This is a genomic window from Paraburkholderia sp. 40 (assembly GCF_050434105.1).
Classification (GTDB): Bacteria; Pseudomonadota; Gammaproteobacteria; order Burkholderiales; family Burkholderiaceae; genus Paraburkholderia; species Paraburkholderia tuberum.
This window is the reverse complement of sequence record NZ_JBNPVY010000004.1, coordinates 2,368,256-2,388,940: the sequence shown is the minus strand read 5'-3', so window position 1 is coordinate 2,388,940 and position 20,685 is coordinate 2,368,256. Positions and strand designations below refer to the sequence as shown.

The following is a 20,685-nucleotide window of genomic DNA, read 5'->3' as shown; positions in this document are numbered from 1 at the left end:
CTATCGATGCCGCCCGCCTTCTCATATGCGCGAAACGGCCGTGCGACGGCGCCGCGGGCCCATCGCGGCGTGCGCGCAACAGAATGGTTAATAGCGATACTTTCAGAAAAATTACTTTGTTACACTGGCGCCGGTTCTTGCCATGGAGATCAAGATGAAGATTAAAAAAGCTGCGCTGCTGCTCGCGACTCTCGGACTGTTTACGGTTGGCGCGCATGCGCAAGACTCGGGCACGCTGAAAAAGATCAAGGATACGGGCGTCATTTCGCTGGGCCATCGCGAATCGTCGATCCCGTTCTCCTTTTACGACGACAAGCAGAACGTGATCGGCTACTCGCAGGATTACGCGACGAAGATCGTCGAGGCCGTCAAGCAGAAGCTGAACATGCCGAACCTGAAGGTGAAGCTCGTGCCGGTCACGTCGCAGAACCGCATTCCGCTCGTGCAGAACGGCACGGTCGACATCGAGTGCGGCTCAACCACGAATAACCTCGAGCGTCAGCAACAGGCTGCCTTCACGAACACGATCTTCGTGATCGGCACGCGCCTGATGACCAAGAAAGATTCCGGCATCAAGGACTTCCCGGACCTGAAGGGCAAGACGGTCGTCACGACCGCCGGCACCACGTCCGAGCGCCTGCTTCGCAAGATGAACCAGGACAAGAACATGGGCATGAACATCATCAGCGCGAAGGATCACGGCGAATCGTTCCTGACGCTGTCGACGGGCCGTGCCGCCGCGTTCATGATGGACGACGCGCTGCTCGCCGGCGAGCGCGCGAAGTCGAGCAACCCGGGCGATTTCGTGATCGTCGGCACGCCGCAATCGCGGGAGGCGTACGGCTGCATGCTGCGCAAGAACGACCCCGACTTCAAGAAGGTCGCCGACGACGCCATCGCGAAGGTGCAGACGTCAGGCGAAGGCGAACAGATCTACAAGCGCTGGTTCGAATCGCCGATCCCGCCGAAGGGCCTGAACCTGAACTTCCCGATGAGCGACGATATGCGTGCGCTGTTCAAGAACCCGAACGACAAGGCAATCGACTAAACCCTAGCTGCTTTTTCGACACTTTCGAAACGCTGAACGGAACGGAAGGGGCCACGCGCTTCTTCCGTTTCTTTTTGCCGGAGTCTTGGTCATGTCATATCACTGGAACTGGGGCATTCTGCTGAGTCCCGTCTCCACGGGCGAGCCGACCACCTATTTGGGCTGGCTGTTCTCGGGGCTGTGGGTGACGGTCACCGTGTCGCTGTCGGCATGGGTGATCGCGCTGATCGTCGGTTCGCTCTTCGGCGTGCTGCGCACGGTGCCCAACAAATGGGCGTCGGGTGTCGGCACCGTCTACGTCGCGATTTTCCGTAACATTCCGCTGATCGTGCAGTTCTTCATCTGGTATCTGGTGATACCGGAGCTGCTGCCCGTGTCGATCGGCAACTGGTTCAAGCAATTGCCGCCGGGCGCGCAGTTCTTCTCGTCGTCGATCGTGTGTCTGGGCCTCTTCACCGCCGCGCGCGTGTGCGAGCAGGTGCGCTCGGGCATCAACGCGTTGCCGAGCGGCCAGCGCGCGGCCGGTCTGGCGGTAGGCTTCACGCAGTGGCAGACGTATCGCTACGTGCTGCTGCCGGTCGCGTACCGCATCATCGTGCCGCCGCTCACCTCCGAGTTTCTGAACATCTTCAAGAACTCCGCGGTTGCCTCGACGATCGGTCTGCTCGATCTGTCCGCGCAGGCGCGCCAGCTCGTCGACTACACGTCGCAAACTTACGAGTCGTTCATCGCGGTCACGGTCGCATACATGCTGATCAATCTGATCGTGATGCAACTGATGCGCTGGGTCGAAGTGAAGGCCCGGCTGCCCGGCTATATCGGAGGAAAGTGATGCATCATTTCGACTGGAGCGGTATTCCGGGCGCGCTGCCTACGCTATGGACCGGCGCGATCATCACGTTCAAGATCACGCTGATCGCGATCGTATTCGGCATCATCTGGGGCACCATTCTCGCGATGTTTCGACTGTCGCCGATCAAGCCGCTCGGATGGTTCGCGCAGGGTTACGTGACGCTCTTCCGTTCGATCCCGCTCGTGATGGTGCTGCTGTGGTTCTTCCTGATCGTGCCGCAGGTGCTGCAAAGCGTGCTCGGTCTGTCGGCCGACATCGACATCCGGCTCGCCTCGGCGATGGTCGCGTTCTCGCTATTCGAGGCCGCGTATTATTCCGAGATCATCCGCGCCGGCATTCAGGCGGTGCCGCGTGGTCAGGTCAATGCGTCGTTCGCGCTCGGCATGACCTATGGGCAGGCGATGCGCCTGATCGTGCTGCCGCAGGCGTTCCGCGCGATGGTGCCGCTGCTGCTCACGCAGGGTATCGTGCTGTTTCAGGATACGTCGCTCGTCTACGTGATCAGCCTCGCCGACTTCTTCCGCACGGCTACGAATATTGGCGATCGTGACGGCACGAACGTCGAGATGGTACTGTTCGCGGGCGCGTGTTATTTCGTGATCTGCGTGATCGCGTCGAGCCTCGTCAAAGGTCTTCAGAAAAAGGTCGCAAGATGATCTCTATCAAGAATGTTTCGAAGTGGTACGGCCATTTCCAGGTGCTGACCGACTGCACGACGGAAGTCAAAAAGGGCGAAGTGGTCGTGGTCTGCGGGCCGTCCGGTTCGGGCAAGTCCACGCTGATCAAGACCGTCAACGGACTCGAGCCGTTCCAGAAGGGCGAGATCGTCATCAACGGCCAGTCACTGACCGACAAGAAAACCAATCTGTCGAAGCTGCGCTCGAAGGTCGGCATGGTGTTCCAGCACTTCGAACTGTTTCCGCATCTGTCGATCGTGCAGAACCTGACGCTCGCGCAGGTGAAGGTGCTCGGCCGCTCGAACGACGAGGCGACCGCGAAGGGCCTGAAGCTGCTCGATCGCGTAGGTCTGCGCGCACATGCGGACAAGTATCCGGGGCAGCTGTCCGGTGGTCAGCAGCAGCGCGTTGCGATTGCGCGTGCGCTCTCCATGGACCCGATCGCGATGCTGTTCGACGAGCCGACCTCGGCGCTCGATCCGGAGATGATCAACGAAGTGCTCGACGTGATGGTCGAACTCGCGCAGGAAGGCATGACCATGATGTGCGTGACGCACGAAATGGGCTTCGCGAAGAAGGTCGCGCATCGCGTGATTTTCATGGACAAGGGTTTGATCGTCGAAGACGACCGCAAGGAAGACTTCTTCGCGAATCCGAAGTCGGATCGCGCGAAGGATTTTCTCGCGAAGATTCTGCACTGAGGGTGGGTGCGCAGGCCTCGTTTCGGGGCTCGCGCGGGACGAAAAAAAGCCGCTCCGTGGAGCGGCTTTTTGTTTCGCAGGCGTAGGGTGACGCGGCGGCTTACGACTCGAACGCTGCCGTGTCATCGGCGGCTTCGAGATCGGTTTCGCTGTCGGGTGATAGCGTGGTTGCGCTCGTGCCTACCGCGTGCGCGCCGTTCGACGCCGCGATCGTCGTGGCCGACGCCGATGCGTCGAGTGCCGGATTGCGCAACTTTTCGAGCACCGACTGCGGCACCGGGATATTGGCGCGGCCGATCACGTCGCCATGCTGGAACATCAGCAGATCGCCGGGCTTGAACGCGGTCCACACTTCGTTGTCGGTCAGCGGTTTGGTCGCGATCACCGCGACGCGGTCTTCGGGTGTCGTGTATTTGGCGAAATCGATCGACACGTCCGCGTCGACCAGATGCGCGGTCGAAAACGGCCAGCGACGCACGACGTAATGCAGATGCGTCGAGCAATGCGCGAACAGGGCCTGGCCGTTAGACATCAGGAAATTGAACACGCCGTACTGCGTGATTTCACGCGTGAGCGTCTCGAGCGCGACGAACAGCTCGTGAAGCGGCGGCTGCTGCGCGCCCGGAAAAGCCTTACGCAAACCTTCCAGCAGCGCGCAGAACGAGAGTTCGCTGTCGGTCGTGCCGACCGGCTGATACACGCCGTTCAGTTCCGGCGCGTAAGCCTGCAGGTCGCCGTTATGCGCGAAGATCCAGTGACGCCCCCACAGTTCGCGCATGAACGGGTGGCAGTTTTCGAGCAGGATGTGCCCTTGCGTCGCTTTGCGGATGTGCGCGATCGTGTTTTTCGATTTGATCGGGTAGCGCTTGACCATCTCGGCGATCGGCGACGTGGCCGACGATTGATGATCGATGAACAAGCGGCACGCCTTGTCTTCAAAGAAAGCGATGCCCCAGCCGTCGGCGTGGTGATCGGTGACGCCGCCACGCGCCGCAAAGCCGGTAAAGGAAAACGTGACGTCCGTCGGCGCGGCGCAGTTCATTCCGAGAAGTTGGCACATGTTGCAGGTGAGCCTGTGAACGGAGTGAGCCGTTACAATGATGATTTTCCAAGCATATCACCGAGCCGGAGACGCCAAAAAGCAAAATTGACATGTGTTTGGGCCGCTACAGCGCGGTTTGACCGGTCGATCAGCGAGGTGCGCGACGTCTCGTATTCCTGCCATGACTGCTTTCAACGTTTCCCCCGATTCCGTCACACTGGTCCGCCCGGACGACTGGCATCTGCACGTGCGCGACGGCGCGATGCTCGCGGCCGTGCTGCCTGACACCGCGCGCCAGTTCGGTCGCGCGATCATCATGCCGAACCTGAAGCCGCCGGTCACGACGACCGCGATGGCGAAGGCATATCGCGAGCGCATCATCACCGCGATTCCCGAGGGCGCGAAATTCGAGCCGCTGATGACGCTGTACCTGACCGACAACACGCCGCCCGACGAGATCCGCCGCGCGCGCGAGAGCGGCTTCGTGCACGGCGTGAAGCTGTACCCGGCGGGCGCGACGACGAACTCGGACGCGGGCGTCACCGATCTGATGAAGTGCGCGAAGACGCTGGAAGTGATGCAGGAAGTCGGCATGCCGCTGCTCGTGCATGGCGAGGTGACGGATTCGGACATCGATCTGTTCGATCGCGAAAAGGTCTTCATCGATCGCGTGATGATGCCGCTGCGCCGCGCATTTCCGGCGCTGAAGGTCGTGTTCGAGCACATCACGACGAAGGACGCGGCCGACTACGTCCGCGAAGCGGGCGTCGCGCCGGAACTGCTTGGCGCTACGATCACCGCGCACCATCTGCTGTACAACCGCAACGCGATTTTCCAGGGCGGCATCCGTCCGCATTACTACTGCCTGCCGGTGCTCAAACGCGAGACGCATCGCGTCGCGCTGGTCGAGGCGGCGACCTCGGGCGATCCGCGCTTCTTCCTCGGCACCGACAGCGCGCCGCATCCGAAGGGGATGAAGGAACACGCGTGCGGTTGCGCGGGCTGCTACACCGCGCTGCACGCGCTCGAGCTCTATACCGAAGCATTCGACCAGGCCGGCGCGCTCGACAAGCTCGAAGGCTTCGCGAGCTTCCATGGTCCGGACTTCTACCGTCTGCCGCGCAATACGGAGAAGGTCACGCTGCGTCGCGAGGAATGGACGCTGCCGGCCGAGCTGCCCGCCGGCGATACGCCGGTCGTGCCGCTGCGAGGCGGGGAGTCGATTGGCTGGCGTCTCGTTTGAGGCTGCGGTAGATGCGGGAGCGTGAGGCGGGGCAGCGCGCTGCCAATATTGATAAGGCGGCGAAAGCGGGCTCCGCGGTAGCGCATGAAGCCGCGGCGGACAAAGCTGCGCGCGGCATGGCACCCGAGCCTCTGCCACCGTGCTTCGCCGCAATCGACTGGTCAAAGCCGTGGTTCGCGCAATTCGCCACACGCGGTCAGCGTTGGCAGCAAGCCGCGCTGACCGGCTACGCGGACCTTCTCGCCGCGATGAACGCCGACGCCGCCCAGATGCAACAGACCACCGGCCGCGGCCAGCCTCTTGCGTTCATCGCGCAGGACGACCTGCCACCGGGTGCCGCGTACGAGGGGCATATCGCGTCGACCGGTTGCGTGCCGACGCGCCACAATCTGCACGACTTCTTCAACGGTTCGATGTGGTTCGCGTTTCCGCGCATAAAGGCGGCGCTGAACGCGCGCCAGTCGGCGGAACTCGACGTGCTCGGCGTCGGCCCGACGCGTGGTGGTGTGCGCGACATGCTGACTCTCTTCGACGAAAACGCGCTGCTGTTCGCTTGCGCCGATTCTTCGCTGAGCGCCGCGCTACGCGGCTTCGAGTGGCAGACGCTGTTTGTCGCGTGGCGCGATGCGTGGGGGCGGCGCTGCGAAGTGCGGTGCTTCGGCCATGCGCTGCTCGAAAAGCTGATCGCGCCGTTCAAGGGCTGCACCGGCCATGCATGGATCGTCGACGTTCCGGCCGAGTATTTCGAATGGGACACGCCGGCGCGCGACGCATGGCTCGATGAAGCCGTCAGCGCGGCGCTGCTCGGCCCCGACGCTTTGACGAGCCGCATGTTCGCGCCGCTGCCGGTGCTCGGCATTCCGGGCTGGTGGCCCGAGAACGAATCGCCGGCGTTCTACGACGACACGTCCGTGTTCCGCACGGGGAGGCGCAAGCGCTAGGCGCTTCCGCGTTCGGTGTTAAAATTCGCGCCAGCAAAGCAGGCCAGGCAGTCGCGGCCTCGACGGCTTCGGCCAACGAGGGCGAGGAAAGTCCGGACTCCACAGGGCAGGGTGATGGCTAACGGCCATCCGTGGCGACACGCGGAACAGGGCAACAGAAAGCAAACCGCCGATGGCCCGGCGCAAGCCGGGATCAGGTAAGGGTGAAACGGTGCGGTAAGAGCGCACCGCGGCTGTCGCAAGGCAGACCGGCACGGTAACCTCCACCCGGAGCAATTCCAAGTAGGCAGGCGCGCATCTTCGCGATGCAGGACGGGGCCCCCGTCTCGTCTGCGGGTAGGAAGCTTGAGCGCGTCAGTAATGGCGCGCCTAGAGGAATGGCTGCCACGCGGGTCGCGTCTTCGGGCGCGGCGCGTGCACAGAATCCGGCTTATCGGCCTGCTTTGCCGCTGTATAAGGAAAGCCGGCGTCCGTTGAGACGCCGGCTTTTTCATGTGCGCCCAGCATGGGCGCACTCCTGGAGGTGCAAGTCCTCCCATAAGCTGACCACAGCGAATGAAGTGAAGCGCAACTGCGTAAGGGTGACCGAGCGTGGGGAGGAAGCGTGGAGCAAAGCCGTGAGCCGATGGACAAGAACCGGATATGAGGCGGCACCGATCAGGGCGAGCGGGCACGAATCTGCGAAGCTCTTGTGGTCAAGGATTGGTGCCGTAAATCCGGCGGTTGTGCGGTGAAGGAGTGCGTTCTTACCTGGGGAGATCTCGCCTCATGCCTGAAAGGGCAACGGTGTCGAACCGGAGCGGGAAGTCAGCCGAGGTCGTAGTAGTCACAGGACAGGTCGGCAAGGCTGAAGCTGGTGACGAAGGACCGAACGGGAAGGAGTGTTCAGGGATATGCCGATGCGGCAGGCAATGCGTCAGATGCCCGTGCAAACGGGGCGAGCGGGAGCAGCGCGTGGTGAAGCTGCGCATGTACCTGTGAGCGACGAAGCCGGCTGCCCGCGGCATGAACCCGGGAGCACAAGGTCAGCGTTGCTGGAAGCGGCGTTGACGAGAGAGAACCTGAAGCGGGCGTTCAAACGGGTGCGGGCCAACAAAGGAGCCGCTGGGGTGGATGGTCTGGGCGTTGACCAGACTGCGCGCCATCTGGTGACGGCGTGGCCAGCGATTCGTGAACAACTGCTGAAGGGGACGTACCGGCCCAGCCCGGTACGGCGGGTGACGATTCCGAAGCCGGACGGAGGCGAGCGCGAGCCTGGTATCCCGACGGTAACGGACCGGTTGATCCAGCAGGCTCTGCTGCAGGTGCTGCAGCCGGTTCTGGATCCCACCTTCAGCGAGCATAGCTACGGCTTCCGGCCCGGACGGCGTGCACACGATGCGGTGCTTGCCGCGCAGTCGTACGTGCAGTCAGGCCGGCGAATCGTGGTGGACGTTGACCTGGAGAAGTTCTTCGACCGGGTCAACCACGACATCCTGATCGACCGCCTACAGAAACGCATTGGAGACGCTGGTGTAATCCGGCTGATCAGGGCGTATCTGAACAGCGGCATCATGGATGATGGAGTGGTTCAGCAGCGAGCCCAGGGCACGCCGCAAGGCGGGCCGCTATCGCCGCTGCTGGCCAACGTGTTGCTGGATGAGGTGGACAAGGAACTGGAGCGGCGGGGCCACTGCTTTGCGCGCTACGCCGACGATGCGAACGTGTATGTTCGTAGCCGCCGCGCGGGCGAACGGGTAATGGTGCTGCTGCGACGTCTGTATGGGCGATTGCGCCTGAAGGTCAACGAGACCAAAAGTGCGGTCGCGAGTGTGTTCGGTCGCAAGTTCCTGGGTTACAGCTTATGGGTGGCTCCAGGCGGTGTGGTCAAGCGCAAGGTGGCGGCCAAACCGCTGCTGGCGTTCAGGCACCGCATTCGTGAACTGACCCGCCGATCTGGCGGGCGCAGCATGAAGGACGTGGTGGCACGGTTGCGGACTTATGTGCAGGGCTGGAGGGCATACTTCCGGTTGGCGCAAACCCCCAGAGTCTGGCGTGAGCTGGATGAGTGGCTGCGCCACCGACTACGCGCCATCCAGCTTAAGCATTGGCGCCGTGGCTCAACCATCTACCGGGAACTGCGCGCGCTGGGCGCGTCATGCTCTGTGGCACAACAGGTGGCGGCGAACAGTCGCCGCTGGTGGTGCAACAGCGGCAAGCTCCTCAACAGCGTGCTGACCATCACTTACTTCGATCAGCTGGGTGTGCCCCGACTCTCCTAACCTCAACTTCCCGAACCGCCCGGTGCGGACCCGCATGCCGGGTGGTGTGGCAGGGGCGCAGCCTCAGGCTGCCCCCTATGCCGATTTGGGGCGGGGTGGCGGCCGTGGCCGCCATCGCTTTCGCGCTCAGAGCGCGACGATGTCGAACGAATGCGTGAGCTCGGCGGTCTTCGCGATCATGATCGACGCCGAGCAGTATTTGTCGTGCGAGAGGTTGATCGCGCGCTCGACGGTCGCCGGGTTCAGATTCTTGCCCGTCACCGTGAAGTGGAAGTGGATCTTCGTGAACACCTTCGGATCTTCGCTCGCGCGCTCGGCCTTCAGCGTCACCGAGCAGCCGGCGATCTCCTGGCGGCTCTTCTTCAGGATCATCACGACGTCGTAGGCGGTGCAGCCGCCGGTGCCGAGCAGCACCATTTCCATGGGGCGCGGCGCGAGGTTGCGTCCGCCACCCTCGGGTGCGCCGTCCATCGCGACCAGATGACCGCTGCCCGTCTCGGCCGCGAACGCCATCCCGTCTTGTCCCATCCAGCTTACCTTGCATTCCATGCTGTCACTCCCACCGCGCATCGCTTTATCGAGACGGCATTGTAGCCCGGTGTCTGACGATTGGCGCACGCTGAACGCATCCCGCGTCCATGCACGGCGATTGCTTTCTTGTTGCGATGCGGAACGGGCGGGCGGTTCCAGAATTCCTCGGGCAGTTTAGGGGCCTTAGTTCCAAGGCATGTCTGATGCGATTCGAATTCTTTGGCCTTTAGTGCTTGATCCAAAAGGAGTTTTAGTCAAATGTCCTCCCTGCATCGAATCTGTCGCATTATGAAAACTAATTTCACAATGCAAATCTTCTTGCGTTGCACAAGGGTGACTCTTATAATTTATTCCATCGTTGCAGCAGTTCTGCAACCTCCGCTGTCTCCTCCACCTCCTCCTTTGGTGGATTAAACCTGAACCGCTCGTTCAGGTTTTTTTTCGCCCCGTTTGTCAGGCGTTTCGGCCCGTTTCCTGGCGCTCGCGGCGAGCGCATCGCACGTTTTGACTTGCCAGCACAAATTCCTTTATAATTCAGGGCTTTTCCGCATCCGCGCCCGCGGAAGAAGAACCAGGGAGAGCCTGCACGCGCCTCGATGCGCACACTACAAGCAGGAAAGAACACATTGGGCGCAGCAATTTTTTTGGATCGATCATGAAGACGTTTTCCGCAAAAGCCCATGAGGTGACGCGCGAATGGTACGTGATTGACGCGACGGATAAGGTTCTCGGGCGTGTCGCCAGCGAAGTGGCACACCGTCTTCGCGGCAAGCACAAGCCTGAATTCACTCCCCACGTCGACACCGGTGATTTCATCATCGTCATCAACGCCGGCAAGCTGAAGGTCACGGGCAACAAGGTTACCGACAAGAAGTACTACCGTCACTCGGGCTACCCGGGCGGTATCTATGAAACGACGTTCGGCAAGATGCAGGAACGCTTCCCGGGCCGTGCGCTCGAAAAAGCGGTCAAGGGCATGCTGCCGAAGGGTCCGCTCGGCTACGCGATGATCAAGAAGCTGAAGGTCTACGCTGACGCAACGCATCCGCATTCGGCACAACAGCCGAAGGCGCTCGAGATCTAAGGGGAGCCCACATGATCGGTAACTGGAATTACGGCACGGGCCGCCGCAAGAGCGCCGTCGCTCGCGTGTTCATCAAGGCAGGCAAGGGCGACATCGTTGTGAACGGCAAGCCCATCGCCGACTACTTCTCGCGCGAAACGTCGCTGATGATCGTGCGTCAGCCGCTGGAGCTCACGAACCACGGTGTCACGTTCGACATCAAGGTCAACGTGACCGGCGGCGGTGAAACGGGTCAAGCAGGTGCGGTTCGCCACGGCATCACCCGCGCGCTGATGGACTATGACGCAACGCTGAAGCCGGAACTGTCGAAGGCTGGCTTCGTCACGCGTGACGCTCGTGAAGTCGAACGTAAGAAGGTCGGCTTCCACAAAGCACGTCGCCGCAAGCAGTTCTCGAAGCGTTAATCGTTTCGGGCGTGAACCGGCCCTCGCGCCGGTTTGCAGCAAAAGCCGCCAACGCCACGCGCGAAGGCGGCTTTTTTTATGGTTCGCCGGGGTTCGCACGCCGGCCCCGTTCGCTCAAGTGCCAACGGATCGCCTCGCATCGACCTTGCAGCAAGAGCGCATTGATTTTGTGGACTTCAGCACGATATCCGGAACAGCCCTACAATATCGGCTAAAGCTTTTTGGAGAGTTCGAAATGAACGCAGTCACCGACACCCCCGTGACCGAGATGCCGGCCCCCTTCGTCTTCACCGACGCAGCGGCTGACAAGGTCAAGCAACTGATCGATGAGGAAGGCAACCCGGAGCTCAAGCTGCGCGTGTTCGTGCAGGGCGGCGGCTGCTCGGGCTTCCAATACGGCTTCACGTTTGATGAAGCGATCAACGAAGACGACACCGTGATGAACAAGAGCGGCGTCCAGCTGCTGATCGACTCGATGAGCTACCAGTACCTGGTCGGCGCCGAAATCGACTACAAGGACGACATCAACGGCGCGCAGTTCGTTATCAAGAACCCGAACGCGACCACGACGTGCGGTTGCGGTTCGTCGTTCTCGGTCTGAGCGCATAGGCTCGTCAAGCCAGAGCGAAGAAACGGGGCCGAGAGGCCCCGTTTTTCATTGCCTTCGTGCCGCAGAATCCGCGTGCGGCAACAAAAGGTGTTTGTTTTCAGCTCATCCCTTCTCAGCGCGGATAAATAGCCCCCAACACCCGCTCCGCGGATGCCCCGGTCACGCTTGGCAGACTGCCCGGCAGACGCGCGATGCAGCGCATTGCGAGCCACGCGAACGCGAGCGGCTCGACCTGGCTCGGCGGCACGCCGAGCGCGTCGGTCGTCATCACGGGCACACCGCTTACGCCGCTGTCTTCGAGCGCCTGCTGCAACGCCTTCATGATCTCCGGATTGCGCGCGCCGCCGCCGCACACGTACACGGCCCGCGCATCGGATGCATGCCGCTCGATCTCGCGCGCGACCGTCACCGCGGTCAGCGCGACGAGCGTCGCCTGTACGTCGGCTGGTGCGAGCGCGGAGAACGGCTCGAGCTTCGCATCGAGCCATGCGGTGTTGAATAGATCGCGGCCGGTGCTCTTGGGCGGCTGCTCTGCGAAGAATGGTTCGTCGAGCAACGCGTTCAGCAGCTTGCGATCGACCTGGCCACTCGCCGCGAAATGACCGTTTTCGTCGAATGGCTTGCCGAGCTGGCGCTCGGCCCACGCGTCGAGCAGCGCGTTCGCCGGCCCGCAGTCGAAGCCGCGCACGCCGCCGGTCGCGTTCAGGATCGTGATGTTGCTGATTCCGCCAAGATTGCAGACGACGCGCGTTTCGTCCTTCGCACCGAAGATCGTCGCGTGAAAAGCGGGCACGAGCGGCGCGCCCTGGCCACCTGCCGCGACGTCGCGGCTGCGGAAATCGGCGACCACGTCGATATGCAGCATTTCCGCGAGCAGCGCCGGGTTGTTGATCTGTCGCGTATACCCCTTTTCCGGCCGATGCCGCACGGTCTGCCCATGCACGCCGATCGCACGGACGTCATCGGCCGATACGCGGCTGTCGCGCAGCAGATCGTGGCAGCACACCGTGTAGCGCGTCGCGAGCGCGTTGGCGGCGAGCGCCTCGCGCTCGATCTCGTTGTCCCCCGGCTGTTGCAACGCGAACAGCGCTTCGCGGATGCCGGCCGAAAAGCCGACGAACGCCTCGGCCAGCACCTCGGGCGGCTTCCCTTTGGCAAACCGGACGGCCACGCCGTCCACACCGTCCATGCTGGTTCCCGACATCAGTCCGAAATAGATGCCGTCTGCGGAATCTTGCGCCACGTCGCTGCTCCTGTCGATGTTCATTCCGATTCGTTGTAGCAGATTATCGGCGCAAACGGCGAAGGCGACGCGAGCCGCACCGAATTGGCCCGTCGCGGGGCCGTGCGGGGCGCGTGAGTGGGCGCGGCGGCGCGCATCTATGGGACAATCCTGTTTTTTCGCGACTTCACGTTTCCAGCATGAGCACCGAGTCCACCCAGCCCAATCCCGCTTCCGCCTTCCCGATCACCGACGAAGTCCGTCACGCGCTCGCCGTGACCAAGCGCGGCGTCGACGAACTGCTGATCGAAGACGAATTCGCGCAAAAGCTCGCGCGCAGCGCGGCGTCGGCCAAGCCGCTGCGCATCAAGCTCGGGCTCGATCCGACTGCACCCGACATCCACATCGGCCACACGGTCGTGCTGAACAAGATGCGCCAGTTGCAGGACCTCGGCCACACGGTGATTTTCCTGATCGGCGACTTCACGTCGCTGATCGGCGATCCGTCCGGGCGCAACGCGACCCGCCCGCCGCTTACGCGCGAGCAGATCGAATCGAACGCGAAGACCTATTTCGAGCAAGCCGCGCTCGTGCTTGATCGCGACAAGACCGAGATTCGCTACAACAGCGAATGGTCGATGCCGCTAGGCGCCGACGGCATGATCAAGCTTGCGTCGCGCTACACGGTCGCACGCATTCTCGAGCGCGAGGACTTCACGAAGCGCTTCCAGGGCGGCGTGCCGATCTCGATCCACGAATTCCTGTACCCGCTGATGCAGGGCTACGACTCGGTCGCGCTGAACGCGGACCTGGAGCTCGGCGGCACGGATCAGAAGTTCAACCTGCTGGTTGGTCGCGAGTTGCAGAAGCAGTACGGCCAGGAGCAGCAGTGCATCCTGACGATGCCGCTGCTCGAAGGGCTCGACGGCGTCGAGAAGATGTCGAAGTCGAAGAACAACTACATCGGCATCAGCGAAAAGCCGACCGACATGTTCGGCAAGCTGATGAGCATCTCCGACACGCTGATGTGGCGGTACTTCGAACTGCTGTCGTTCCGTCCGATGGACGAAATCGCCGGCTTCAAGCGCGAGGCCGGCGCGGGCCGTAATCCGCGCGATTTCAAGGTGATGCTCGGCCAGGAAATCGTCGGGCGTTTCCACTCGCAGGCGGACGCCGAACGCGCGCTGGAGGACTTCAATCATCGCGCGAAGGGCGGCGTGCCCGACGATATCCCGGCCGTGACGCTCGCGGGCGCACCGCTCTCGATCGGCCAGTTGCTGAAGCAGGCGAACCTCGTACCGTCGACGAGCGAGGCGCTGCGCAATATCGAGCAAGGCGGCGTGAAGATCGACGGCACCGCGGTGTCCGACAAGGGCCTGAAGGTCGAAGCGGGCGAGTACGTCGTGCAGGTCGGCAAGCGCCGTTTCGCGCGCGTGACGCTGACGGCGTGATCGCGCTGATCCAACGCGTGCGGCGCGCCGAAGTGCGCGTCGCCGATCGTGTGACCGGCGCGATCGACGCAGGCCTGCTCGCGCTCGTCTGCGCGGAGCGCGGCGACACCGAGGCCACGGCCGACAAGCTGCTCGCCAAGGTGCTCGGTTACCGCGTGTTCAGCGACGCGGCCGGCAAGATGAACCTGTCGGTGCAGAATCTCGACGGCGCCGGACGCGCGGGCGGGCTGCTGCTCGTGTCGCAGTTCACGCTCGCGGCCGATACCAACAGCGGCCTGCGCCCGAGCTTCACGCCGGCCGCGCCGCCCGACGAGGGCAAGCGCCTGTTCGACTACTTCGTCGCTGCCGCGCGCGCGAAGCATCCGATCGTCCAGACTGGCGAGTTCGGCGCGGATATGCAGGTGTCGCTCGTCAACGACGGGCCGGTCACGTTCTGGTTGCAGACCAACGCCTAAAAGAACGCAAACGTTCGAGCGCGCCGTCGCCGCACGCGAGCCGTGCCGCTGCTTTTTGCGACAATAGTCGCTCGACACAACCGCGAACGGCACCTCTCTCTCATGACGACGCAGATCCTGTTTATCCGGCACGGCGAGACCGACTGGAATCGCATCAAGCGCATTCAAGGCCACATCGACATTCCGCTCGCGACGACCGGCGTCGCGCAGGCGCGACGTCTCGCGCAGCGCCTCGCCGACGACGCGAAGCAGGGCGCGCGGCTCGACGCGATCTATTCGAGCGACTTGCAGCGCGCGCAGCAGACCGCGCAACCGATCGGCGAGGCGCTCGGCCTGCCGCTGCAGTCGCGCGAGAACTTGCGCGAGCGCTCGTACGGCGCGTTCCAGGGCCATGACAGCGACGAGATCGCGCTGCGTTTCCCCGACGAATACGCGCAGTGGCAAACCCGCGATCCCGGCTTCGCGCCGCCCGAGGGCGAGTCGCACCGCGTGTTCTACCACCGCATCGTGCATGCGATCGAGCCGCTCGTCGCCGCGCATCCGGGCGGGCGCATCGCCTGTGTCACGCATGGCGGCGTGCTCGACTGCGTGCGCCGCTTTGCAACCGGCATGCGGCTCGACGCACCGCGCGACTACCCGCTGCTGAACACCAGCCTGAACGTCGTGGACTACGGGGACGGTCGCGCAACGATCGTGTCGTGGGCGGACGTAGCGCATCTCGACGCGGGCAGCGCCGACGATGATGGTTTCAGGAAGGGACCGGGGCGGTAAGCAAAGGCGGGAAATGGCCCGAGACGCGTGGCGCAATCAATCCCGCTCCCGCACCGCCGCCGCCGCGCGCCGCCGAGCCCGCTTCGATGCTCCATTGACCAGCGCCCAGCGGATCACCGGCGCGACGACCCGCACGCCAGGCCGCGCGAAGGTTCGACGCAGCGCCGCGTGGCGATTCAAGCCGAGCATCGTCTGCGCCCAGTCGGGCAACAGATCGACCCCCGCGTTGAGCATTAGCGTGCCAGCGGGCCGCATCGCGAAGCTCGGTGCCGGCGCGTTCATCAGAATCCTCACGACTTCGCGCGTGCGCTCGCTCGCGACGAGCGCGGGCCGCATCGCGAGCAGGTACGCCTCGATCTCGGCGCGCGAGCGCGGAATATCGACGGCGCCGAGCATTTCCGCGATGCGCGCGGTTTCCGCGAAGTATTGATCCTGCGCCGCGACGGACAGCACCGGATTCACATAGCGCAGGTGCGCGGTCATGAAGCTCGACACTTCCGCGACGTGCACCCACGTCAGCAGCGCGGGCTCGCTCGCGCGATACGACTGGCCGTCCGGTGCGACGCCGGTCACGTCGAGATGAATGCGCTTCACGCGCTTGATCAGCGCGAGCGCATCGCTCTTGCTGCCGTACGTCGTGCCGGCGATGAACGTCGCCGCGCGATGCAGCCGGCCCAGGATGTCGGTGCGAAAGCTCGAGTGATCCCAGACGCCCGCGAGCGCGAGCGGATGCAGCGCCTGAAGTAGCAGCGCGCTGATGCCGCTGGTCATCATCGACGCGAAGTCGGCGTGGACCTTCCAGCAGACGGAGTCCGGCCCGAACAGACCGGGGTCGCCCGGCGGCGACGAGTAGTCGAGCACCGGTCCGCTGCCGGTCGTCAGATGCGTGACGCCGGCGGCGAGCTTCGAGCGCAGGCGGTGGGTGAGGCGCTGCGTGAAATTGCCGGACGGGTCGCCGGCGGGATTGACAGGTGAACGGTTGGAAGGGCCGGGTTGCTGGGTCTGGTCTGACATCCTGGTCGGCCTCGTCGCGTGACTCAGTTCGTGGAATCCCACAGACCCGGCCGCGCGCTCGCCGAATCCGGCGCGGCCAGTCCGAAATGCCGGTACGTGAGCAGCGTGGCGATGCGGCCGCGCGGCGTGCGCTGCAGGAAGCCCTGCTGGATCAGATACGGCTCGAGCACGTCTTCGATCGTGTCGCGCTCCTCGCCGATTGCCGCCGCGAGATTGTCGACACCAACCGGGCCGCCGTCGAACTTGTACAGGATCGCTTCGAGCAGCTTGCGGTCCATCAGGTCGAAGCCGACCGCGTCGACGTCGAGCATGCTGAGCGCGGCGTCGGCCACCTGCGCGGTGATGTTGCCGTCGGCCTTCACTTCGGCGAAGTCGCGCACGCGCCGCAGCAGGCGGTTCGCGATACGCGGCGTGCCGCGCGCGCGACGGGCGATTTCGAACGCGCCGTCCGGATGGATCTGCGCGCCGAGCAGCGCGGCCGAACGCGTGACGATGCGCGCGAGCTCCTCGGCGTTATAGAACTCGAGTCGCGCGACGATGCCGAAGCGGTCGCGCAGCGGATTGGTCAGCATACCCGCGCGCGTGGTCGCGCCGACCAGCGTGAACGGCTGCAGATCGAGCTTCACGCTGCGCGCGGCCGGCCCTTCGCCGATCATGATGTCGATCTGATAATCCTCGAGCGCTGGATACAGGATTTCCTCGACGACCGGCGAGAGCCGGTGGATTTCGTCGATGAACAGCACGTCGTTGGCTTCGAGATTGGTCAGCAGCGCGGCGAGGTCGCCGGCGCGTTCGAGCACCGGCCCCGACGTTTGCCGCAGATTGACGCCCATCTCGCGCGCGATGATGTGCGCGAGCGTGGTCTTGCCGAGGCCCGGCGGCCCGAACAGCAGCACGTGGTCCAGCGATTCGGAACGGCGCTTCGCGGCCTCGATGAAGATTTCGAGTTGGCCGCGCACTTTCTCCTGCCCGACATATTCGTCGAGCTGACGCGGGCGCAGCGCGCGCTCGAACGCTTCTTCGTTCGGCGACACGGGCGTGGCCGCGATGATGCGCTCGGCGGCGAGTTTGTCGGTTTCGATCATGCGGTCATTGTACCGCGCGCGGCTTGGAGCTTAGCCCTTCGACAGCGCCTTCAACGCGAGCTTGATGCCCTCGGACACGCCCGTACCGGCCGGCACGTTTTTGATTGCCGCGAGCGCTTCTTTTTCCGAGTAGCCGAGCGCGAGCAGCGCATTGAGGATGTCGGACGCGTGGTCGGATGGCGACGCGGCGCCCGCCATCGCGCCGAGGTCGGCGCCGAGCTTGCCCTTCAGTTCGAGCAGCAGCCGCTCGGCGGTCTTCTTGCCGATGCCCGGTACGCGCGTGAGGCGCGCGGCGTCCTGCATCGTGACGGTCTGCGCGAGCTCTGAGACGCTCATGCCCGACAGCACCGCGAGCGCCATGCGCGCGCCGATGCCGGAAATCTTCAGCAGCTCGCGGAACGTCGCGCGTTCCTGCGCGGTGCCGAAGCCGTACAGTAGATGCGCGTCCTCGCGCACGATCATCTGCGTGAGCAGCACGATGCGCTCGCCGGTCGACGGCAGGTTGTAGAAGGTGCTCATCGGCACGTCCACTTCATAGCCGACGCCGTTGCAGTCGACGAGCAGATGCGGCGGATTTTTTTCCAGCAGAACGCCGGCGATGCGACCGATCATGGCGGATTAGTTTTCAGAGTCGGATGGGAAAGCGCGAGTGTAGCGCAGCGGATCGGCGGCGCGGGGCATAGTTGCGCTAGCCGACCAGACGCCCGCGCCGCACTCGCAACCCCTTCTTCGCGAGCGCCGGTGCGATGCCGCCGAGCGTGCTCAGCGTCGAGCCGCCGTGCGCGTGGCAGATGGCCATGCCGAGCGCGTCGGCGGCGTCGGTGCCGGGCACGCCTGACAGGCTCAGCAGCCGCACGACCATCTGCTGCATTTGCTCCTTGGTCGCGCGGCCATAGCCGACCACCGACTGCTTCAGCTGCAGCGCGGTGTATTCGGCGACCGGCACGCCGCCCGCGACGAGCCCGCAGATCGCGGCGCCGCGCGCCTGGCCGAGCAGCAGCGTCGACTGCGGATTGACGTTGACGAAGACTTTTTCGATGGCCGCCTGATCCGGCGCGTGCTCGCGGATCAGCGTCGAGATGCCCGCGAAGATGGTGCCGAGCCGCGACGGCAGATCGGCGTCGGCGGTGCGGATCACGCCGCTCGCGACGTAGCTCAGTGTGTGGCCGTGTTGTTCGATTACGCCGAAGCCGGTCACGCGCAGGCCGGGGTCGATGCCGAGAATTCTCATGAGGTGCCGCACAAGCGATAAAAACCAGGTGCCTGCGATACTACATCGAACGCGGCGCGCGGCGGTCCGCTGGCAGAATGCCTGGCGGAATAAAAGCTGCTGAAGGCTTTGCGCAGGGAGGGCGATCGAGAATGGAGCGCTACCGCAATCTCAGCGGCGACTCGGGTGTCGACGCTTACGAAATCGGCGACGATTTCATCAAGGTGCGCTTTCGGCCGGGCGTCGTGTATTGGTACACAGAGGCGAGTGTCGGCGCCGAACATGTCGCGGTGCTGAAGCGTCTCGCGCGGCGGGGCCGGGGTTTGGGCACGTACATCAGCCAGCATGCGCAGGTGCGGGACGGTTACGCGCGCAAAGAGCCGGACGATTGAACGCGTCGCCGCGAAACAAAAGGCCCGGCGGGACAACCCGCCGGGCCTGTCTTGCGGCTACCGAACTTCAGCCGATCAATGACGGAAGTGACGCACGCCAGTCAGCACCATCGCGATGTTGTGCTCGTCGGCGGCGCTGACCACTTCGTCGTCGCGCACCGAGCCGCCCGGCTGGATCACGCAGGTCGCGCCTGCCGCGACGACCACGTCGAGACCGTCGCGGAACGGGAAGAACGCGTCCGATGCGACCGCCGAACCAGCCAGCTTCAGACCGGCGTTCTGCGCCTTGATGCTCGCGATGCGCGCCGAGTCCACGCGGCTCATCTGGCCCGCGCCGACGCCGAGCGTCATACCGTTCGCGCAGAACACGATCGCGTTCGACTTCACGTACTTCGCGACTCGCCATGCGAACAGCAGGTCGTCCATTTCCTTCGGCGTCGGATGACGCTTCGTGACGACGCGCAACTCGCGCGGCTGCACGTTCTTCGAGTCGAGCGACTGCACGAGCAGGCCGCCGCCGACGCGCTTCAGATCGAACGTGTTACGGTCTTCGCCCAGCGTGATTTCGAGCAGACGCACGTTCTGCTTCGCCGCGAACACCTGACGCGCTTCGGCGCTGAACGACGGCGCGATCAGCACTTCGACGAACTGCTTCGCCACCGCTTGCGCGGTCGCTTCGTCGACTTCACGGTTGAACGCGATGATGCCGCCGAACGCCGAGGTCGGATCGGTCTGGAATGCCTTCGAATACGCTTCGTGAGCGTCCGCGCCGACCGCGACGCCGCACGGATTCGCGTGTTTGACGATTACGCAGGCCGGCACGTCGAAGGTCTTCACGCATTCCCACGCCGCGTCGGAGTCGGCGATGTTGTTGTACGACAGTTCCTTGCCCTGCAACTGGTTGAAATTCGCGAGCGCGCCGGCCGGCACCGCCAGGTCGCGGTAGAACGCCGCGCTCTGATGCGGGTTTTCGCCGTAGCGCAGGTCCTGTACCTTGCCGAACGCTATGTTGAAGGTGGCCGGGTACTCGTTGCGCGACGAATGCTGCAACTCGTCGGTCAGGCTCGTCAGGTAGTTCGTGATCGCGCCGTCGTATTGCGCGGTGTGCGCGTACACCTTGGTCGCGAGGCGGAAGTTCGTCTTGTACGATACCGTGTTGCCGTTCGAGCGCATTTCGTCGAGCACGACCGCGTAGTCGGCCGGATCGACCACCACCGTCACGTCGCGGTGATTCTTCGCGGCCGAGCGCAGCATCGTCGGGCCGCCGATGTCGATGTTCTCGATCGCGTCCTCGAGCGAGCATTCTTCCTTCGACACGGTCTGCACGAACGGGTACAGGTTCACGACCAGCAGGTCGATGGTCGGAATCTCGTGCTTCTCGAGCGCGGCCATGTGCTCGGGCAGGTCGCGGCGCGCGAGGATGCCGCCGTGCACCTTCGGATGCAGCGTTTTCACGCGCCCGTCGAGCATTTCCGGGAAACCCGTGTAGTCGGCGACTTCGGTGACGGACAGGCCCGCGTCCGCGAGCAGTTTCGCGGTACCGCCGGTCGACAGAATCTTGATGCCGAGGTCCGACAGCGATTTGGCGAAGTCGACGATGCCGGACTTGTCGGAAACGGAGATGAGCGCTTGCTTGATCATGATGAAGACAAAAAGCCGAAGGGAAACGTGGCAGGGCGCGAGAAACTAC

The 20,685-nt window shown here is 63.8% G+C and carries 22 protein-coding genes and 1 other RNA gene; 15 read left to right on the top strand and 8 right to left on the bottom strand.

Annotation, left to right across the window (positions count from 1 at the left end; all coding sequences use genetic code 11):
- Positions 1-154: 154 nt before the first annotated feature.
- From OKW28_RS32810 to OKW28_RS32795, 4 genes are all read left to right on the top strand, one after another.
- Positions 155-1,048 carry a glutamate/aspartate ABC transporter substrate-binding protein gene (locus tag OKW28_RS32810; protein WP_429451695.1) on the top strand — a complete coding sequence of 298 codons (894 nt, stop codon included), beginning with the start codon at positions 155-157 and terminating at the stop codon, positions 1,046-1,048.
- Positions 1,049-1,139: 91 nt separating this feature from the next.
- Positions 1,140-1,880, top strand: a complete 741-nt coding sequence (locus OKW28_RS32805) for an amino acid ABC transporter permease (RefSeq protein ID WP_429451694.1) — start codon at positions 1,140-1,142, stop codon at positions 1,878-1,880.
- The gene (gene gltK / locus OKW28_RS32800; protein ID WP_184022936.1) at positions 1,880-2,557 is read left to right on the top strand and encodes a glutamate/aspartate ABC transporter permease GltK; all 678 of its coding nucleotides are present in this window, start codon (positions 1,880-1,882) and stop codon (positions 2,555-2,557) included. Before OKW28_RS32805 ends, gltK begins: the two co-directional genes overlap by 1 nt.
- Entirely contained in the window at positions 2,554-3,279 is a 726-nt protein-coding gene (locus OKW28_RS32795) for an amino acid ABC transporter ATP-binding protein (RefSeq protein WP_176105077.1), read from the top strand. The genes gltK and OKW28_RS32795 overlap by 4 nt, the downstream gene beginning before the upstream one ends.
- A 100-nt stretch (positions 3,280-3,379) precedes the next feature.
- On the opposite strand, the gene OKW28_RS32790 is transcribed toward OKW28_RS32795, so the two are convergent.
- Positions 3,380-4,339: a class II glutamine amidotransferase gene (locus OKW28_RS32790; protein WP_429451692.1), complete on the bottom strand. Its 960-nt coding sequence runs from the start codon at positions 4,337-4,339 to the stop codon at positions 3,380-3,382.
- Positions 4,340-4,502: 163 nt separating this feature from the next.
- On the opposite strand from OKW28_RS32790, the gene pyrC reads away from it, so the two are divergent.
- The 4 genes from pyrC to ltrA all read left to right on the top strand — a co-directional run bounded on the left by pyrC (position 4,503) and on the right by ltrA (position 8,766).
- On the top strand, positions 4,503-5,564 hold the full coding sequence (gene pyrC / locus OKW28_RS32785; RefSeq protein ID WP_429451690.1) for a dihydroorotase: 1,062 nt from the start codon (positions 4,503-4,505) through the stop codon (positions 5,562-5,564).
- Positions 5,565-5,575: 11 nt separating this feature from the next.
- Positions 5,576-6,505, top strand: a complete 930-nt coding sequence (locus tag OKW28_RS32780; protein WP_429451688.1) for a DUF3025 domain-containing protein — start codon at positions 5,576-5,578, stop codon at positions 6,503-6,505.
- 35 nt (positions 6,506-6,540) lie between these two features.
- Positions 6,541-6,954: RNase P RNA component class A (rnpB, locus tag OKW28_RS32775), an RNA gene on the top strand.
- Between the two features lie 444 nt (positions 6,955-7,398).
- Entirely contained in the window at positions 7,399-8,766 is a 1,368-nt protein-coding gene (ltrA, locus tag OKW28_RS32770; RefSeq protein ID WP_429451686.1) for a group II intron reverse transcriptase/maturase, read from the top strand.
- Positions 8,767-8,892: 126 nt separating this feature from the next.
- Here ltrA and OKW28_RS32765 read toward each other — a convergent pair whose 3' ends face one another.
- Positions 8,893-9,315 (bottom strand): OsmC family protein, encoded by a 423-nt coding sequence (locus OKW28_RS32765; protein WP_026226035.1) that lies wholly within the window; start codon positions 9,313-9,315, stop codon positions 8,893-8,895.
- A gap of 637 nt (positions 9,316-9,952) precedes the next feature.
- Between OKW28_RS32765 and rplM the strand changes: the two genes are divergently transcribed.
- From rplM to erpA, 3 genes are all read left to right on the top strand, one after another.
- Positions 9,953-10,381, top strand: a complete 429-nt coding sequence (gene rplM / locus OKW28_RS32760) for a 50S ribosomal protein L13 (protein WP_013090508.1) — start codon at positions 9,953-9,955, stop codon at positions 10,379-10,381.
- An 11-nt stretch (positions 10,382-10,392) separates the two neighbouring features.
- Entirely contained in the window at positions 10,393-10,785 is a 393-nt protein-coding gene (rpsI, locus tag OKW28_RS32755) for a 30S ribosomal protein S9 (RefSeq protein ID WP_011489810.1), read from the top strand.
- Between the two features lie 235 nt (positions 10,786-11,020).
- Positions 11,021-11,386, top strand: a complete 366-nt coding sequence (gene erpA, locus OKW28_RS32750) for an iron-sulfur cluster insertion protein ErpA (RefSeq protein WP_013090506.1) — start codon at positions 11,021-11,023, stop codon at positions 11,384-11,386.
- 121 nt (positions 11,387-11,507) lie between these two features.
- Here erpA and OKW28_RS32745 read toward each other — a convergent pair whose 3' ends face one another.
- The gene (locus OKW28_RS32745) at positions 11,508-12,638 is read right to left on the bottom strand and encodes an anhydro-N-acetylmuramic acid kinase (protein WP_429454539.1); all 1,131 of its coding nucleotides are present in this window, start codon (positions 12,636-12,638) and stop codon (positions 11,508-11,510) included.
- A gap of 179 nt (positions 12,639-12,817) precedes the next feature.
- On the opposite strand from OKW28_RS32745, the gene tyrS reads away from it, so the two are divergent.
- The 3 genes from tyrS (at position 12,818) to OKW28_RS32730 (ending at position 15,294) form a co-directional block, all read left to right on the top strand.
- The gene (gene tyrS / locus OKW28_RS32740; protein WP_429451684.1) at positions 12,818-14,068 is read left to right on the top strand and encodes a tyrosine--tRNA ligase; all 1,251 of its coding nucleotides are present in this window, start codon (positions 12,818-12,820) and stop codon (positions 14,066-14,068) included.
- On the top strand, positions 14,065-14,523 hold the full coding sequence (gene dtd / locus OKW28_RS32735; protein WP_429451683.1) for a D-aminoacyl-tRNA deacylase: 459 nt from the start codon (positions 14,065-14,067) through the stop codon (positions 14,521-14,523). The genes tyrS and dtd overlap by 4 nt, the downstream gene beginning before the upstream one ends.
- 102 nt (positions 14,524-14,625) lie before the next feature.
- Positions 14,626-15,294, top strand: coding sequence for a histidine phosphatase family protein (locus OKW28_RS32730; protein ID WP_429451681.1), 669 nt, complete (start codon positions 14,626-14,628; stop codon positions 15,292-15,294).
- A gap of 36 nt (positions 15,295-15,330) precedes the next feature.
- Here the strand turns inward: OKW28_RS32730 and OKW28_RS32725 are convergent, their stop codons facing one another.
- The 4 genes from OKW28_RS32725 to ruvC form a co-directional block, all read right to left on the bottom strand.
- Positions 15,331-16,308, bottom strand: a complete 978-nt coding sequence (locus tag OKW28_RS32725; protein ID WP_429451679.1) for an oxygenase MpaB family protein — start codon at positions 16,306-16,308, stop codon at positions 15,331-15,333.
- A gap of 23 nt (positions 16,309-16,331) precedes the next feature.
- Positions 16,332-17,393 (bottom strand): Holliday junction branch migration DNA helicase RuvB, encoded by a 1,062-nt coding sequence (ruvB, locus tag OKW28_RS32720; RefSeq protein WP_184006516.1) that lies wholly within the window; start codon positions 17,391-17,393, stop codon positions 16,332-16,334.
- 30 nt (positions 17,394-17,423) lie between these two features.
- Positions 17,424-18,005, bottom strand: a complete 582-nt coding sequence (ruvA, locus tag OKW28_RS32715; protein ID WP_429451677.1) for a Holliday junction branch migration protein RuvA — start codon at positions 18,003-18,005, stop codon at positions 17,424-17,426.
- A 76-nt stretch (positions 18,006-18,081) separates the two neighbouring features.
- Positions 18,082-18,624 (bottom strand): crossover junction endodeoxyribonuclease RuvC, encoded by a 543-nt coding sequence (gene ruvC / locus OKW28_RS32710; protein ID WP_184006515.1) that lies wholly within the window; start codon positions 18,622-18,624, stop codon positions 18,082-18,084.
- 131 nt (positions 18,625-18,755) lie between these two features.
- Here ruvC and OKW28_RS32705 point away from each other — a divergent pair, with 131 nt between their 5' ends.
- Positions 18,756-18,995: a hypothetical protein gene (locus tag OKW28_RS32705; RefSeq protein ID WP_018421774.1), complete on the top strand. Its 240-nt coding sequence runs from the start codon at positions 18,756-18,758 to the stop codon at positions 18,993-18,995.
- A gap of 75 nt (positions 18,996-19,070) precedes the next feature.
- Here OKW28_RS32705 and purH read toward each other — a convergent pair whose 3' ends face one another.
- Positions 19,071-20,636 carry a bifunctional phosphoribosylaminoimidazolecarboxamide formyltransferase/IMP cyclohydrolase gene (gene purH / locus OKW28_RS32700; RefSeq protein WP_429451675.1) on the bottom strand — a complete coding sequence of 522 codons (1,566 nt, stop codon included), beginning with the start codon at positions 20,634-20,636 and terminating at the stop codon, positions 19,071-19,073.
- Positions 20,637-20,685: the final 49 nt, after the last annotated feature.